The 14,725-nt window shown below is 62.7% G+C and carries 15 protein-coding genes, 1 tRNA gene and 1 pseudogene; 8 read left to right on the top strand and 9 right to left on the bottom strand.

The features are described from left to right. Positions 1-278: 278 nt before the first annotated feature. Together KW568_RS20440 and KW568_RS20435 are read right to left on the bottom strand one after the other, a co-directional pair. The gene (locus KW568_RS20440) at positions 279-1,142 is read right to left on the bottom strand and encodes an IS3 family transposase (RefSeq protein ID WP_004577668.1); all 864 of its coding nucleotides are present in this window, start codon (positions 1,140-1,142) and stop codon (positions 279-281) included. Then, the gene (locus KW568_RS20435) at positions 1,139-1,432 is read right to left on the bottom strand and encodes an IS3 family transposase (protein WP_023661668.1); all 294 of its coding nucleotides are present in this window, start codon (positions 1,430-1,432) and stop codon (positions 1,139-1,141) included. The genes KW568_RS20440 and KW568_RS20435 overlap by 4 nt, the downstream gene beginning before the upstream one ends. A gap of 356 nt (positions 1,433-1,788) precedes the next feature. On the opposite strand from KW568_RS20435, the gene tusA reads away from it, so the two are divergent. Together tusA and pdxB are read left to right on the top strand one after the other, a co-directional pair. Then, positions 1,789-2,031 carry a sulfurtransferase TusA gene (gene tusA, locus KW568_RS20430; protein ID WP_003248727.1) on the top strand — a complete coding sequence of 81 codons (243 nt, stop codon included), beginning with the start codon at positions 1,789-1,791 and terminating at the stop codon, positions 2,029-2,031. Between the two features lie 60 nt (positions 2,032-2,091). Next, positions 2,092-3,234 carry a 4-phosphoerythronate dehydrogenase PdxB gene (pdxB, locus tag KW568_RS20425; RefSeq protein ID WP_004577094.1) on the top strand — a complete coding sequence of 381 codons (1,143 nt, stop codon included), beginning with the start codon at positions 2,092-2,094 and terminating at the stop codon, positions 3,232-3,234. A 114-nt stretch (positions 3,235-3,348) separates the two neighbouring features. Here the strand turns inward: pdxB and KW568_RS20420 are convergent, their stop codons facing one another. Further along, positions 3,349-3,522, bottom strand: a complete 174-nt coding sequence (locus tag KW568_RS20420; protein WP_003248731.1) for a PA1571 family protein — start codon at positions 3,520-3,522, stop codon at positions 3,349-3,351. A 210-nt stretch (positions 3,523-3,732) separates the two neighbouring features. Here KW568_RS20420 and KW568_RS20415 point away from each other — a divergent pair, with 210 nt between their 5' ends. From KW568_RS20415 to KW568_RS31200, 3 genes and pseudogenes are all read left to right on the top strand, one after another. Continuing rightward, the gene (locus KW568_RS20415) at positions 3,733-5,496 is read left to right on the top strand and encodes an ABC transporter transmembrane domain-containing protein (protein ID WP_004577095.1); all 1,764 of its coding nucleotides are present in this window, start codon (positions 3,733-3,735) and stop codon (positions 5,494-5,496) included. Between the two features lie 120 nt (positions 5,497-5,616). After that, positions 5,617-6,399: pseudogene (locus KW568_RS31205) on the top strand (methyl-accepting chemotaxis protein); the annotation flags it as partial. 117 nt (positions 6,400-6,516) lie between these two features. Continuing rightward, positions 6,517-7,284, top strand: coding sequence for a methyl-accepting chemotaxis protein (locus tag KW568_RS31200; protein WP_370626779.1), 768 nt, complete (start codon positions 6,517-6,519; stop codon positions 7,282-7,284). Positions 7,285-7,391: 107 nt separating this feature from the next. Here the strand turns inward: KW568_RS31200 and KW568_RS20405 are convergent. Then, a tRNA-Pro gene (locus KW568_RS20405) sits at positions 7,392-7,468 on the bottom strand. Positions 7,469-7,548: 80 nt separating this feature from the next. Further along, positions 7,549-7,770, bottom strand: a complete 222-nt coding sequence (locus tag KW568_RS20400) for a YgdI/YgdR family lipoprotein (RefSeq protein WP_003248738.1) — start codon at positions 7,768-7,770, stop codon at positions 7,549-7,551. Positions 7,771-7,957: 187 nt separating this feature from the next. Between KW568_RS20400 and moaB the strand changes: the two genes are divergently transcribed. Then, positions 7,958-8,497, top strand: a complete 540-nt coding sequence (gene moaB / locus KW568_RS20395) for a molybdenum cofactor biosynthesis protein B (protein WP_003248741.1) — start codon at positions 7,958-7,960, stop codon at positions 8,495-8,497. Beyond that, positions 8,481-9,707, top strand: a complete 1,227-nt coding sequence (gene glp, locus KW568_RS20390; RefSeq protein ID WP_003248742.1) for a gephyrin-like molybdotransferase Glp — start codon at positions 8,481-8,483, stop codon at positions 9,705-9,707. Before moaB ends, glp begins: the two co-directional genes overlap by 17 nt. Here glp and KW568_RS20385 read toward each other — a convergent pair. Next, entirely contained in the window at positions 9,696-10,943 is a 1,248-nt protein-coding gene (locus tag KW568_RS20385; protein ID WP_259536646.1) for a glycosyltransferase family 4 protein, read from the bottom strand. The genes glp and KW568_RS20385 overlap by 12 nt on opposite strands. 256 nt (positions 10,944-11,199) lie before the next feature. Between KW568_RS20385 and yegS the strand changes: the two genes are divergently transcribed. Beyond that, positions 11,200-12,087 carry a lipid kinase YegS gene (yegS, locus tag KW568_RS20380; protein WP_003248746.1) on the top strand — a complete coding sequence of 296 codons (888 nt, stop codon included), beginning with the start codon at positions 11,200-11,202 and terminating at the stop codon, positions 12,085-12,087. On the opposite strand, the gene KW568_RS20375 is transcribed toward yegS, so the two are convergent. The 3 genes from KW568_RS20375 to KW568_RS20365 all read right to left on the bottom strand — a co-directional run bounded on the left by KW568_RS20375 (position 12,071) and on the right by KW568_RS20365 (position 14,492). Further along, positions 12,071-12,730 (bottom strand): response regulator transcription factor, encoded by a 660-nt coding sequence (locus KW568_RS20375; protein ID WP_003248748.1) that lies wholly within the window; start codon positions 12,728-12,730, stop codon positions 12,071-12,073. The genes yegS and KW568_RS20375 overlap by 17 nt on opposite strands. Beyond that, the gene (locus KW568_RS20370) at positions 12,720-13,616 is read right to left on the bottom strand and encodes a sensor histidine kinase (RefSeq protein WP_014859338.1); all 897 of its coding nucleotides are present in this window, start codon (positions 13,614-13,616) and stop codon (positions 12,720-12,722) included. The genes KW568_RS20375 and KW568_RS20370 overlap by 11 nt, the downstream gene beginning before the upstream one ends. A gap of 366 nt (positions 13,617-13,982) precedes the next feature. After that, positions 13,983-14,492, bottom strand: coding sequence for a hypothetical protein (locus KW568_RS20365; RefSeq protein WP_003248752.1), 510 nt, complete (start codon positions 14,490-14,492; stop codon positions 13,983-13,985). Between the last annotated feature and the right edge of the window lie 233 nt (positions 14,493-14,725).

The following is a 14,725-nucleotide window of genomic DNA, read 5'->3' as shown; positions in this document are numbered from 1 at the left end:
GGCCGAGTGCAGGGCTTGCGAAGGGAGGTGACGGGCATGGATGCCCGTCAAGCGCTGGGCCCCAGGATGGGGCCTGCAGCGCGGTCCTCCCGGGAGCAAGCCCGGAGCGAGGGGACCCCGGAGCGCAGCGCAGGGGCCGGATGATGGGAGCCGACGGTTTTTGGTTCCTTTTTGCCACGACAAAAAGGGACCCGCCGTAAGGGCGGAAAGGTGACTATGCGCCACCTTCGCAAATGAATACTGGGCCTGCCCCGTGACAGCGGACGCCAAGAAGCTGGCTACAAAGCCAACTGCCTTAAGCCTTTTGCGTATTCGTTCGGTGAACGGTAACCCAGTGCTGAATGCAGTCGACAGCTGTTGTAAAACCCATGGATGTAGCTGGCAATTGCCAGGTGAGCCTGTTTCTTTGTGGGGTAGACCGCGCAGGCTTCCTCTCTCTTCAATGTAGCGAAGAAACTTTCAGCTACGGCGTTATCCCAGCAGTTTCCTCTCCGACTCATGCTTTGCGCGAAGCCCTTCTTGGCCAAAGCGAGACGAAACCTGCTGCTCGCGTACTGGCGCCCTTGATCGGAATGGAAAATCACTCCGTAGACGCCCAAACATGCGTTCCAGGCGTTCATAAAAGCGCGCTCGACCAAGTCGTCAGGCATCCTGTCCGCCAGGCTGTAACCTAGCACCTGGCGGGTTTGGATGCTCAGTACCACTGCCAGATAAAGCCAGCCCTCTTTCGTAGCGATGTAAGTGATATCACTGACCCAGGCTGGGGTGGAGCTTTGAACGGAGAACTGACGACCCAATAAATTGCTCGCCACTGGCAGCGCATGGTGACTGTCGGTGGTGCACGGCCTGAAACCGCCCTTGGATCGGCCTTGTATGTGCTCTTCATGCATCAGCCGGTCAACGCGCTTATGACCTACCGCATAGGCCTGCTGCCTTAGCGCCTCGACTAGCCGTGGTCGGCCATAGGTCTTGCGGCTAGCCGCGTAAACCTTGTGTAGATCGATGCGTATTTGTGCATCCGGATCTGGACGGCCTTGGCGATGCTGATAGTCGTAAAACCCTGAAACCGAGACACCCATTACCCGGCACAACAGACGCACCGGGAACTGAGCCCGTTCTTCAGCGACGAAGGCGTATCTCACCTGGACTCTTTGGCAAAGAATACCGCCGCCTTTTTTAGGATTTCACGCTCCAGTTTCAGCTCGGCGTTCTCGGCTCGCAATCGTGCTAACTCGCTGTCCTCTCGGGTGATTGCGCGACGGTCAGGAGAGCTCAACGGCTGGCCGTTGCGGGAAGCGTTGACCCAGTTGTCCAACGTCTTCACAGACATCTCCAGCTGGCGAGCAGCTTCCGTCCTGCCAAGCGTTTCAGCCAGCGCAACGGCCTGAATCTTGAACTCATCGGTGTAATTGCGGCGAGTGGTTGGGTACATGACAACCTCCAAGATAGCGATGTAAGTATCGCTTCTTGGCGTCCGTTGTCACGGGGCAGGCCCACCAAAAAACGCTGCGCTCCCATCATCCGGCCCCTGCGCTGCGCTCCGGGGTTCCCTCTCTCCGGTCTCGCTCCCGGGAGGACCGCGCTGCAGGCCCCATCCTGGGGCCCAGCGCTTGACGGGCATCCATGCCCGTCACCTCCCTCCGCAAGGCCTGCGTTCGGCCTCCTGAAGTCGCGAAGATCAAGATCAAGATCAAGATCAAGATCAAGATCAAGAGCGCTGGGTTTGAAAGCCGTGCTTGGACCGCGTCGCGCTATGCGCGACAATAGCGATCATTTTCGGAGCCCCCCATGACCGATTTCACCCCCGACGCCATCCTCGATGCCACCGGCCTGAACTGCCCGGAACCCGTGATGATGCTGCACCAGCACGTACGCAACCTGGCCGCCGGCGGCCTGCTCAAGGTCATCGCCACCGACCCGTCGACCCGCCGCGACATCCCCAAGTTCTGCAACTTCCTCGGCCACGAGCTGCTGCAGCAACAAGAGGACGCCGGCACTTTCCTGTACTGGATCCGCAAGAAAGCCGACTGAATCGCTCTGGAACACGCCCGGCGTTGCGCCTACACTGCGCTCCCCAGACAGGAGAGCGCCATGCTGATAGTTGCCGACGAGAACATCCCGCTGCTCGATGCCTTCTTCCAGGGTTTCGGTGAAATTCGCCGCTACCCCGGCCGAAGCCTCGATGCTGCCAGCGTCAAGGACGCCGATATCCTGCTGGTGCGCTCGGTGACCAAGGTCGACCGTCAGTTGCTCGAAGGCAGCCGTGTACGCTTTGTCGGCACGTGCACCATCGGCACTGATCACCTGGACCTGGACTACTTTGCAGAAGCTGGCATCCGCTGGAGCAGCGCACCTGGCTGCAATGCCCGCGGCGTGGTCGATTACGTGCTGGGCAGCCTGCTGACCCTGGCCGAACTGGATGGCGTGGCATTGCCTGAGCGCGTATACGGCGTTGTCGGCGCGGGTGAAGTGGGTGGCCGCCTCGTGCGGGTGCTGCATGGCCTGGGCTGGAAGGTGCTGGTGTGCGACCCGTTGCGTCAGGCCGCGGAGGGCGGCGACTACGTCAGCCTCGAAACCATCCTGCAGCAGTGCGATGTGATCAGCTTGCATACCCCGTTGCAACGCGGCGGCCAGCACCCGACCTGGCACCTGCTGGGGCAGGCGCAGCTGGCACAGTTGCGCCCGGGTGCCTGGCTGGTAAACGCCAGCCGTGGCCCGGTGGTGGACAACGTGGCCCTGCGCGAGCTGCTGCTGGACCGTGAAGACGTGCACGCGGTGCTGGATGTGTGGGAAGGGGAGCCGCAGGTCGACCTGACGTTGGCCGACCTGTGCACCCTGGCTACGCCGCACATTGCCGGCTATAGCCTCGATGGCCGCCAGCGTGGCACGGCGCAGATCTACCAGGCGCTGTGTCGCTTCCTCGGTGTGAATGAGCAGGTGCGACTGGCCGAGCTGCTGCCCAAGCCACCGCTGGCGCAGATCGAGCTGGATGCCAGCACCGACCTGTCCTGGGCCTTGGCCACCCTGTGTCGCGCCGTGTATGACCCGCGCCGTGATGATGCCGATTTCCGCCGTAGCCTGAGCGATGATCCGCAGCAACAGCGAGCAGCGTTCGACCAGTTGCGCAAGCAATACCCGCCAAGGCGCGAGATCGAGGGGCTGGCCGTGCGCTTGCACGGGGAGGCGCCGCAGTTGGCGCAGTTGGTCAGTGCCCTGGGTGGGGTGTTGGTCTAAGCACGCCTTGCCTTGATCTTGCAGGTAGGTGCGGTTACCTGTGGGGGCGGCCAAGCCCACTGGCTGGGCCAATAAAAACCCGGCGCAAGCGCCGGGTTGCAAAGAATTCGCCGATCAACCTTTGCGTACGCGCTCGACACGGCTTTCTTCCAGGGCCTTGCAGGCCTGCTGGATCATCTGCTCGGTGATCGGCACTTCGCGCCCCTTGGCGTCGATTATCGAACCGCATACTTGCGGTTGCGGGGAGGTCTGGGGCTTCTGGTTATCACTGCCATGCTGCAAGCTCATGCACTGTCTCCTCTTCAGGTTCAAGCTCAGGGTAGCCCTGCGCCGTGACTGGCCTGTGACAGCTTCCGGGTCACGGCAGCAACAGTCCAGCAGAAACCCTGTGAAAGCTCCATAAGCTGGTTAGATCGATGCGTTATAGCAACCTTCATGCAGTCTCCCGACCGGGATGAGTGGTAGGCTGCCGCTTCCCCACCCTTTGTGGTCGTCGCCATGCCCGAATCGGTTTCCCCGCGCCAACGCCGTGCCTTGCGCCTGGCTTGGCAGTTTGTTCGCCCTTATCGCCGTCAGGTGCTATTGGCATTGCTGGCGCTGGTGGTCACCGCTGGCATCACCCTGTCGATGGGCCAAGGCATCCGCCTGCTGGTGGATCAAGGCTTCATGACCCGCTCCGCGCATCAGCTCAATCAGACCATCGGGCTGTTCCTGCTGCTGGTGCTGGCGCTGGCGGTGGGTACCTTCAGCCGTTTCTATCTGGTGTCGTGGATTGGCGAGCGTTGTGTGGCCGATATCCGTCGTGCGGTCTTCGATCACCTGATCGGCCTGCACCCAGGTTTTTTCGAGGACAACCGCAGCTCCGAGATCCAGTCTCGGCTGACTGCGGACACTACCTTGCTGCAATCAGTGATCGGTTCATCGCTGTCGATGTTCCTGCGCAACGCGCTGATGGTCATTGGCGGTGTGGTATTGCTGTTCATCACCAACCCCAAGCTCACCAGCATCGTGGTGGTAACGCTGCCGCTGGTGTTGGCACCGATCCTGTTGTTCGGCCGTCGGGTGCGCAGCCTGTCGCGGCAGAGCCAGGACAGGGTCGCCGATGTGGGCAGCTACGTGGCTGAAACGCTGGGGCAGATCAAGACCGTGCAGGCCTACAACCACCAGGCGCACGACCGCGCATTGTTCGCCGATACGGTCGAAGCAGCGTTTACTGTTGCCCGCAAACGGATTACACAGCGTGCCTGGCTGATTACCCTGGTGATCGTGCTGGTGTTGGGGGCGGTGGGGGTGATGCTGTGGGTCGGCGGCATGGATGTGATCGCCGGGCGTATATCCGCAGGCGAGCTGGCTGCATTCGTGTTCTACAGCCTGATCGTCGGCAGTGCCTTCGGTACCCTCAGTGAGGTGATCGGCGAACTGCAACGGGCCGCGGGTGCCGCCGAGCGCATTGCCGAACTGTTGGCAGCGCGAAGTGCCATCCTGCCCCCCGACGTGGCGCAGGTGCTGCCGCAGCCGCGGGCCAGCGGGCATATCGAGCTGCAACAGGTCGTGTTCGCTTACCCTTCACGGCCCACGGTGTCAGCTGTCGACGGCCTGAGCCTGACCATCGAGCCCGGGCAGACCGTCGCCCTGGTAGGCCCTTCCGGGGCAGGCAAGTCGACCCTGTTCGATCTGTTGCTGCGTTTTTACGACCCCCAACAAGGGCGTATCCTGCTTGATGGCCAGCCGGTTACCGCATGTGATCCCGACCAGCTACGCCGGCAGTTTGCTTTGGTGGCACAAAACCCCTCGCTGTTCCGTGGCACGGTGGAGGCCAACATTCGTTATGGCCGGCCCGAGGCGACCTTGGCTGAAGTCGAAGCAGCAGCCCGCGGCGCCCATGCCGACGAATTCATCCGGCAACTGCCCCAAGGCTACCAGACACAACTGGGGGAGGGCGGCATCGGCCTTTCCGGCGGGCAACGCCAGCGCCTGGCGATTGCCCGGGCCTTGCTGGTCGATGCGCCGATCCTGTTGCTGGACGAAGCCACCAGTGCCCTGGATGCACAAAGCGAATACTTGATCCAGCAAGCGCTGCCCAGCCTGATGGCCGGCCGTACCACGCTGGTGATCGCCCATCGCCTGGCCACGGTACAGCATGCCGAGCGCATCGCGGTCATCGACCAAGGCCGGCTGGTGGCGGTGGGCACCCACCGTCAGTTGATCGAGGACAGCCCGCTGTATGCGCGGCTGGCAGCGCTGCAGTTCACCACGGGCTAGCGTGTCGTGGCTTTGTAACATTTCTGTAGTAATTGCCTGAGAAGATTTGCCTCAACTGTTGCGTAAGTGCTCGACCTGGCTGCCATTGCGTGATGGCAGCTTTTTTTTGGCCTGCCAGTAATGAGGCTGTACAGCGGCCTCAGCCTACTCCCTCTGGTTCCGAGACCCTCGATGTTGCGTAAATCCCTCAGAGTGCAAATTCTCTCGCTGCTCGGCGGCAGTGTGTTGGCGATGCTGCTGATCGCCCTGGTGTGTTTCCAGTTCCTGTCGTCCAGCGTGCGGGGCTACGCCGAGCTGGTCGACGGGCCGCTGCGGGCCTCGCAATTGATTGACGAAGCCAACCTGCAGTTCAAGATCCAGGTGCAGGAATGGAAGAACGTGCTGTTGCGCGGCCGCCAGCCTGCGGAAATGGACAAGTACTGGCAGCAGTTCCAGGCCCGCGAACAGCAAGTTCAACAACTGCTCGGGCAATTGATCGACAACAGCGATGCCAGGCTCAAGCCGTCGCTGCAGCAATTGCGCGACAGCCATCGCCAGTTGGGCCAGGCCTATGCGCAAGGTCGCCAGGCCTTCCTGGCGGCAGGCGGTGACCCGGTAGCGGGCGACCGGGCGGTCAAAGGCGTGGACCGTGCCGCCAGTGAGCAAATGAGCGAACTGGTCGAGCAACTGCGCGCCGATGCCCGCCAGCGTGCCGCCAGCATCAACGCCAGTGCCGAGCGCACGGTATGGTTGGGCCTGCTGGTGATGCTGGCTTCTGCGGTGCTGGTGGGGCTGCTCAGCCTGTGGCTGGTCAACCGTAGCCTGATCGAGCCGATCCGCCAGTTGATCGAGTACGTCGCGCAGCTCAGCCAGGGCTGCTTTGCTGCCCGGGTCGACAGCCGTCGGGAGGATGAGCTGGGGCGCCTGGCGCGGGCGGCCAACACCCTGCGTGACTTCCTTGCCGATACTGTCGGCCGGCTGCAGGACAACGCTCAGGAGCTGGAAGGTGCCAGCGGGCAGTTGCGCAGTATTGCCGGTGACATGGCCCGCGGTACTCATGACCAGTTCCAGCGTACCGACCAGGTGGCCACGGCCATGCACGAAATGTCCGCCACTGCCCAAGAGGTCGCTCGCCACGCCGCCGAGGCTGCCCGTGCGGCCGATGACGCCGACCACAGCGCCCAGGCGGGTGAGCAGGTGATGCAGCAGACCATCGACATCATCGGGTTGGTCAACCGCGAAATTGCCGGCACGGCGTCGGTAATTCGCGACCTGGAGCATGACAGCACACGTATAGGCAAAGTGCTGGAAGTGATCCGCGGCATTGCTGAGCAGACCAACCTGCTGGCGCTTAACGCGGCCATCGAAGCGGCCCGTGCGGGCGAAGCCGGGCGTGGTTTTGCGGTGGTCGCCGATGAAGTGCGCAGCCTGGCCCAGCGCACGGCAGCGTCGATTGCAGAAATTCACCAGATCATCGAAGCGGTACAGTCAGGGGCGGTGGAGGCGGTCAAGGCCATCGAAAGCGGCCAGCAACGCAGCCAGGAAGGGGCTGAGCAGGTCGAGCAGGCCGGGCAGATGCTGCAACGTATCACCCAGGCGGTGGAGGCGATCCGCGACATGAACCGGCAAATCGCCACTGCGGCCGAGGAGCAGACCAGCGTGGCCGAAGATATCTCGCGTAACCTGATCGAAATTACCCGGATTGCCACGGCCAACCAGGAAGCGGTGCAGCATACCGAGCAGGCGGGGCAGCGCCTGCATGGTTTGTCAGGGCAGTTGGGCGAAGTCACCTCTCGGCTGACCGCCTGACTCGGTCTGCAGGGGTTGCATGTGCCCCTGGAGGCTGAAGCGGCGCACTGACGTATTTTTCGCACACAACAAAAAGCCCGCGCAAGGCGGGCTTTTTGACAAGGATTTGGTCGGAGAGACAGGATTCGAACCTGCGGCCTTCTCGTCCCGAACGAGACGCGCTACCTGGCTGCGCTACACTCCGATGACCAAAATCCTACTGCATCCCGTTTTTGCCCGCAAGCCCTTGTTGTTTAAAGGGCCATGGCCTGAACGGGGCCTTGATCAGAGCTCTTTGACGGTGCGGATCTGGTCCTTGTTCAGGCGCGTGCGCTTGCCGTCGAGTTGCTCGAATTCATAGAAGCCAGAGTCTTCGTCGTAGGACGGTTTGTCGGTTGCCTGGATCTCCCGGCCATCGTTCAGGGTAATGACGGTTGGGGTCGAGCAGCCAGCAAGGGCGCCCAAACCCAAGGCAAGCAGGAAGGCGGGTAGGGTCCGTTTGATCATCGTGTTTCTCCAAGTGCGATGGTGCTAGATGACTTTTATGACGCAGGACGTTAGTGCAAGTTCACTCCAAGTGCAGCATAGCGATTAATTCGTTCTCTTGACCCAAGGCAAGGCTGAGGGGGGCAACGCTGGAAAAGGTGCGCTGTGATATAACTGCGTCCATCTCATCCTGTTGTGACGGACACCCATGAAAGCCAAGGCAGATACCCCCTTCGTGGCGCTAAGCATCGCCGTACTCACGGTCAGCGACACCCGTACCTTCGACACCGACACGTCTGGCCAGATGTTCGTCGACCGCCTGAGCGCCGCCGGTCACCGCCTTGCCGAGCGCGTGCTGCTCAAGGATGACCTGTACAAGATCCGAGCCCAGGTTGCCACCTGGATCGCCGATGACAGCGTGCAAGTGGTGCTGATTACCGGCGGTACCGGGTTTACTGGCCGCGACAGCACCCCCGAGGCGGTGGCCTGCCTGCTGGACAAGCAAGTGGACGGCTTTGGTGAGTTGTTCCGGCAGATTTCCGTGGCCGACATTGGCACCTCCACCGTGCAATCGCGAGCCTTGGCCGGGCTGGCCAACGGCACGCTGGTGTGCTGCCTGCCGGGCTCGACCAACGCTGTGCGCACCGGTTGGGATGGCATCCTTGCCGAGCAGCTTGATGCCCGTCATCGCCCGTGCAACTTCGTGGCGCACCTGAAGCAGGCAGCGGCCTGTGACAGCCGTGGCTGAGGTCAGCCAGGCCCGGCCGCTGATGCCGGTGGAACAGGCGCTGGAGCAACTGCTGGCGCTGGCCGAAGCTGCACCGATCCGCGAGACCGAAAACCTGCCGCTGGCCGAAGCCGAAGGCCGCGTGCTGGCCACTGACTTGGTGGCCTCCCTCGACCTGCCGCCTTGGCCGAACAGCGCCATGGACGGTTATGCCTTGCGCCTGGCTGATTGGCAGGGCCAGCCGCTGCCGGTCAGCCAGCGTATTTTCGCCGGCCATGCGCCCCAGCCGCTGCAACCGGGTACCTGCGCACGGATCTTCACCGGCGCGCCTGTGCCGGAGGGGGCCGACTGCGTCGAGATGCAGGAAAACACCGAAGTACTCGAAGATGGCCGGGTGCGCTTTCTCGAAGCGTTGCGCACCGAGCAGAACATACGCCCTCAAGGTCAGGAGACCCGCAAGGGCGAGCAGGTGATGAGCGCCGGCACCCGCCTTGGGCCGATCGAACTGGGCCTGGCGGCGACCTTGGGGCATGGCCGTCTGGACGTGGTGCGCAAGGTAAAAGTGGCGGTGCTGTCCACCGGCGACGAACTGGTCGAGCCAGGCCTGCCGCTCGGGCCTGGGCAGATCTACAACAGCAACCGCAGGCTGCTGGTCAGCTGGTTGCAGCGGCTGGGTTGCGAAGTGGTCGATGCCGGCATCCTGCCGGATGACCTGGCCCGCACTCGCGCCTGCCTGGCTGAACTGGGTGGCGTAGACCTGATTCTGTCCACCGGAGGCGTCTCGGTGGGCGAGGCCGACTACCTCGGTGCCGCCCTGCGCGAGGCCGGCGAACTGGCGTTGTGGAAGCTGGCGATCAAACCGGGCAAGCCGCTGACCTTCGGCCACTTCCAGGGCGTGCCGGTGATTGGCTTGCCGGGCAACCCCGCCTCGACCTTGGTCACCTTCGGTCTGCTGACCAGGCCCTACCTGCTGCGTCGTCAGGGTGTGATTGACGTCACGCCGTTGCGGTTCGACATGCCGGCAGGGTTTGACTGGCCCAAGCCGGGTACGCGTCGCGAATACCTGCGCGCGCGCATCGAACAGGGCCGAGTGCGCATCTACAAGAACCAGAGCTCGGGTGTGCTGCGCAGCGCAGCCTGGGCGGAGGGCCTGGTGGAAGTGCGTGAAGGCAGCACGCCGAAGCAGGGCGACATCGTGCCATTCATCCCCTTCAGCGAGCTACTTGGCTGAGCGGCCCAGCCAGGCACTGGCCAGCGGCGCGGCCTCGGCCGGTGCCGCCTGGGTCAGGCGTATGTGCACATTCTCCAGTTGTTGGGCAGCCACGCTCCAGTCGTGGCGCTGGTGGGCAAACTGGCGCCCGGCGGCGCTCAACTGGCTCATGCGCCAGGGCTGATTGAGCAGCTGGGTGATCAGCAATGCCAGTTGATCACCGTCGTCACTGCCCAAGTAGTGTTCGCCGTTGTTCACGGTCAGGCCTGAAACGCCCTTGTCGGTGGTGATCACGGGTAAGCCGGCGGCCATCGCTTCGAGGATTTTCACCTTCGAGCCACCGGCATAGCGCAGGGGGGCAAAGAACAGGGCTGAACGTCGTTGCAGTTCACGCAGGTCGGGGCGGTAGCCGAACCATTCAATGCGTGGGTCGTTCCAGTGAAGCTTCCAGTTGGCCGGCATCGCGTGCCCGGCAATCGCCAGGCGCACCGCCGGGTTGCTCATCCACACCTTCGGCATGATGTCGTCCAGTGCCCATTCGATGGCCTCCAGATTGGCGCCATATTCGAAATTGCCGACGAACAACAGACGCTGGCTGTGCAGCGCAGGTTGCACCTGCTGGTAGAAATCACAGTCCACGCCGTTAATCACCACATTCACCGGGCGCCCGCTGATCTGCGCGATCAGCTCGGCATCATGGGCGCTGACTGCCACCAGTTCGGTGGGCTGACGCAGCACACGGTGCTCCCAGCGCCGGTAGCGCCAGCGGTCGAAGGCGTTGAGCGGGCGCAGCCACAGCGGCAGGCGATCGTGGCAGGCGCCGCCCATTACCGACTCCAGGGTGTGCTCGCTAAGCATGTAGGGCAGCCTGCGGGCCTGCAGGGCTTTTTCGAACGGCTGGAAGCTGTAACTGTGCTCAATCTGGATCACGTCCCAGGGTTCGTCCAGCAGTTGCTCGAACCGGTGCCGCAGGCAAGGCGCCAGGCCATTGATGATAGCCCGCATGGGGTAGTCGATGATGGGTGAAGCCAGCAGGTTGAGTGGGCTGTGCAGCGGTCTGCGGGGTAGCACGATCAGGCGTTCGAGTAGGGGCTCAAGGGCCTCACGTGCTGCGTCGCAGAGAGGGATCTTCGACTGCACCAGCAGGGTAATCCGGTGGCCGCGCTGGGCCAGTGCGCGCAGCAGATGGTATTGCCGGGTCTTGTGGCCGCTGGTGGTCGGCCAAGGCAGGTAGGGCAGTGTCCAGAGAATGCGCATGACCCGAAGTCCTCGCGAAAGGCTGCAGATAGCAAAACGCGCCCGTTGGGAGCAGTGGGGGAGCCACTGCCGGGCGCGTCCATGGCAATAGGGGTATTTGCTGAGCATAGCCGGGATTGTCAGGTGTGGAAAAAATGACCGGCGACGTGACCAGTTGCAGGCCTGGCGCCGGCACACTGTTTTTTCCAGGGCATGCAACGATCCGGGTGGGCCAGTGGTCGAGATAGGGGGTGGTCCACTTTACGGAGACGCGCACATGCAAGGGCGCAAGGCAATGTTGGTGCTGCACGGCAAGCAGGCGATGAACGAAGACGTGCGCAGCGCCGTGCGCGACCTGCGCGATAGCGGCTGGGTGCTGGATGTACGGGTTACCTGGGAGGCGGGCGACGCCCAACGGCTGGTCGCCGAGGCACTGGCGGCGGGTTACAGCCATATCGTCGCCGGTGGCGGGGACGGCACGTTGCGGGATGTGGCCGAGGCCATGGGCTTGGCTGCTACCAACGCCAGCCTGACCTTGTTGCCATTGGGGACGGCCAACGATTTCGCCAAAGCCGCTGGCATCCCCCTGGAGCCAGCGTCGGCGCTGGCCTTGCTGAATATCGCGCCACAACCAATAGACTTGGGGCAGGCTGGCGATCAGTTGTTCCTCAACATGGCCACGGGTGGCTTTGGCAGCCAGGTCACCGCCAATACCTCCGAAGACCTCAAGAAAGTGCTGGGCGCTGCCGCCTACCTGTTCACCGGGTTATCCCGCTTCAGTGAGCTACAGGCGGCTTCGGTAGAGCTACAAGGGCCAGGCTTCCACTGGCAAGGGGATTTGCTGGCGCTGGGTATCGGCAATGGCCGACAGGCTGGGGGCGGGCAGGTGCTGTGCCCCGAAGCCATGGTCAACGACGGTTTGCTTGACGTCGCTATTCTGCCTGCACCACAGGAAGTGGTGGGGGCTCTGCGGGACCTGTTGGGCGGTGACGGCCTGTTCGTTCGGGCCAGGCTGCCATGGGTCGAGATCAAGAGTTCGCAAGGGTTGGACATCAACCTCGATGGCGAGCCGTTGCAAGCTGCCAACCTGCGCTTTCAGGCAAGGCCGGCGGCGTTGCACCTGCACCTGCCGGCCGGGTCACCGTTGCTCAGTCATCCAGGCTGATGATTTTTTCGCGTACGGCGAACAGCACCAAGCCGGCCACGTCGTGAATCTGCAGGCGCTTCATGATTTGTGAGCGGTGAGTTTCCACGGTCTTGATCGACAGGCCCAGGCCTGCCGCGATTTCCCGGGTGGACTTGCCGCGCACGATCAGGCGGAGGATCTCAAGCTGCCGTGAAGTCAGATTATGCCGTTCGCCAGCGCTTTGCTTGCCTAGTTTGGTGTGCCGCAGCGCCTGGTTGATGACGGTGTGGGCGATGGCCGGGCTGAGGTAGCGCTCACCGTGGCGTACGGCACCCAGCGCCTGTTCCAGCTCGGTGGCGCTGGTGTCCTTGAGCAGGTAGCCGTGGGCACCGCTTTCCAGGGCCCGCATGATCAGGTCCGGGTCGGTGTGCATGGACAGGATCAGCACTTTGCAGGTACTGCCGCTGGCCCGCAGTTGGGTGAGGGCGTCCAGGCCGCTGGTCGAACGCATGGAAATGTCCAGCAAGATGATGTCGGGCGCCAGTGTGCGTACCTGGTCGAGTAGCTGGCTGCCGTCGTCGGCTTCGCCGACCACGTCATAGCCGGGGATATCGCAGACCAGTGCACGCACCCCGGCGCGGATCAGCGAGTGGTCATCTACCAGCAGTAGTCTACAGGTCATGGTTGGTAATACTCCTGGCGCGTTGCTGAGTGCGCGGGGACCACGGGAACATCGCTTCGATCTGTGTGCCTCGGCCAGGCTGACTGGTGATGTCGAGGCTGCCCTGCAGCGCGATTACCCGCTCCTGCATGCCGGCCAAGCCGCGCTGACCGGCCTCGGCCGGGTGCCGGGCAGGGGCGAAACCACGACCATCGTCGTGGATCGACAACGCCAGCCCCTCAGGGGTGCGTTGCAGGCGGATGACCAGGTTGTGTGCCTGGGCGTGGCGCAGCATGTTGGTCACTGCCTCCTGGGTAATACGGAACACCGCCATGGCCACGGCTTCGTCGATGCCGCCCAGGCGCTGGTTGCACGCCAGGCTCCAGTGCACGCCGCTGCTGGCCAGGGTGCGTACCAGGTGCGCGCGCAGGCTGGCCTCCAGGCCAAGGCTGGCCAACTGCCGGGGGTTGAGCAGCGCGGAAACATCGCGCACGTTACCGAGGGTGTCATCCAGCGTGCTGCGCAGGGCCTCGCAGTGCCCCTGCAAGTCTTCGGGCATGCGCCGTTGCAGCCACTGCAGTTGCAGCTTGGCAGCGGTGAGCAGTTGGCCGATGTCGTCGTGCAGTTCCCGGCTCAGATGCTGACGCTCGTCTTCTTGCACCTTGAGCATGCGCTCGGCCAGCTCGGCCGGGCGCAGGTGGATCGACCTGGCGCTCAGGCCCAGTTGTACAACAGCACCCAGCGTGGCGACCAACTGCAGCACCAGCAGGGTGGCCGGGATTGTCTGGTTGGCCAGGTATAGCGCCATGTTGGCAACCAGTGAGGCCACGCAAAGCCCGACCGTTGCCCAACGCAGCACGGCGGCGCGGGAGCAGCAATGCAAAGAAGTCTTCAAGCGTGGAAACATAGGTAGGGAGGCCACTGAAGTATTGCTGATGGAGGCCTTGCACAATGCTGGTCAGAGGCTTTGGCGCAGTACTTTCGATGTTTTTTCGAACACGCATTCTTGCCACCGTTGTTCCGGCAGCAAGCGTTTGTGGGGGCGCATATTATCACTTTGCATTGCATTGGTCGCGGCCGTGTAACGCGTTGAAACGCCTACTGGTCGGGCCTTTTCGGGTAGCAAAGTGCCACCCTTTAATCGCGCTGTACCCACTTGTGCTGTAACTAGCGCGGCAATGATTCAACGGCATGCACCGAAAGCCTGGTGAACTTTCCAAGTTCGACCATGGTCGGGTTTCAATCAAGTTGCTTAGTTGCACTTTGCGTCAGGTTAATGCATGCGATTAGAGCGGCTGGGGCGGTTGCCGGTTGCCACGTCACTGTGCGGGTGAATGCACGCGCTGCCTTCTTCATCGCAGGACGCGCAGGCTGGCGCAAAGGGTGCTTGTACGACTTTGGCCAATTCACCCAGCAGCACCAGTTGCTCGCCGATGTCCAGGTTCAGCCGCCCTGTACGGCTATCGACCAGCTCCAACTGCCAGGCCAGCAAGGTCAGGCATGCCCCTATGGCGGGTAGGGCTTCACGCTGCAGGCAACCACCGTGACAGGCCGGGGCGAGCAACTGTTGCAGGGCGGTGGTGTAGTGGGCAACTTCACGCAGGCCAAGGCGCGTAGCTTGACGGGCGATAGTGTCGAGGGTGTTGTTCAGGCAACTGCAGGCATCCGGGTCATTGTCTATAAGCTCCAGATGCTGCAGGCATTCCTGGGCCTGGGTCAGCAGTACCTGGGCATCCAGCAGGAAGCCCTGCAGGGCGTCATCGAACGATAAGGCAGTGTCCATCATCAAGTCCCCGCGCGTGGGGTAGGCGCAGGGGGCGGGCACGCCGAAACGATAGCTAGCAAAAGCCTGACTCCATTCATGCAATGAGAATGACGTCACATTAATGGCTAAAGGATATCGCGAACATCAGGTTGCACCCGATTGCCGCTAAGGGTTTCCCTGATCAAGGGCTAGGGTAGGGAACTTTTGTCGTGCCCCTGATTTGCCCTGGCGTGTCGGCAGTAAAGCATGAT

Origin of the sequence: Pseudomonas sp. HD6515 (genome assembly GCF_024971855.1) — a bacterium.
In the GTDB taxonomy this organism is placed as follows: domain Bacteria; phylum Pseudomonadota; class Gammaproteobacteria; order Pseudomonadales; family Pseudomonadaceae; genus Aquipseudomonas; species Aquipseudomonas alloputida.
This window is presented reverse-complemented; position numbering and strand designations above follow the sequence as displayed.

Excerpts from the sequence above, each read along its gene's own strand:
- KW568_RS20435 (WP_023661668.1), bottom strand. The coding sequence starts at position 1,432 with ATGTACCCAACCACTCGCCGCAATTACACCGATGAGTTCAAGATTCAG.
- tusA (WP_003248727.1), top strand. The coding sequence starts at position 1,789 with ATGACCGATTTCACCCCCGACGCCATCCTCGATGCCACCGGCCTGAAC.
- pdxB (WP_004577094.1), top strand. The coding sequence starts at position 2,092 with ATGCTGATAGTTGCCGACGAGAACATCCCGCTGCTCGATGCCTTCTTC.
- KW568_RS20420 (WP_003248731.1), bottom strand. The coding sequence starts at position 3,522 with ATGAGCTTGCAGCATGGCAGTGATAACCAGAAGCCCCAGACCTCCCCG.
- KW568_RS20415 (WP_004577095.1), top strand. The coding sequence starts at position 3,733 with ATGCCCGAATCGGTTTCCCCGCGCCAACGCCGTGCCTTGCGCCTGGCT.
- KW568_RS31200 (WP_370626779.1), top strand. The coding sequence starts at position 6,517 with ATGGCCCGCGGTACTCATGACCAGTTCCAGCGTACCGACCAGGTGGCC.
- KW568_RS20400 (WP_003248738.1), bottom strand. The coding sequence starts at position 7,770 with ATGATCAAACGGACCCTACCCGCCTTCCTGCTTGCCTTGGGTTTGGGC.
- moaB (WP_003248741.1), top strand. The coding sequence starts at position 7,958 with ATGAAAGCCAAGGCAGATACCCCCTTCGTGGCGCTAAGCATCGCCGTA.
- KW568_RS20385 (WP_259536646.1), bottom strand. The coding sequence starts at position 10,943 with ATGCGCATTCTCTGGACACTGCCCTACCTGCCTTGGCCGACCACCAGC.
- yegS (WP_003248746.1), top strand. The coding sequence starts at position 11,200 with ATGCAAGGGCGCAAGGCAATGTTGGTGCTGCACGGCAAGCAGGCGATG.
- KW568_RS20375 (WP_003248748.1), bottom strand. The coding sequence starts at position 12,730 with ATGACCTGTAGACTACTGCTGGTAGATGACCACTCGCTGATCCGCGCC.
- KW568_RS20370 (WP_014859338.1), bottom strand. The coding sequence starts at position 13,616 with ATGTTTCCACGCTTGAAGACTTCTTTGCATTGCTGCTCCCGCGCCGCC.
- KW568_RS20365 (WP_003248752.1), bottom strand. The coding sequence starts at position 14,492 with ATGGACACTGCCTTATCGTTCGATGACGCCCTGCAGGGCTTCCTGCTG.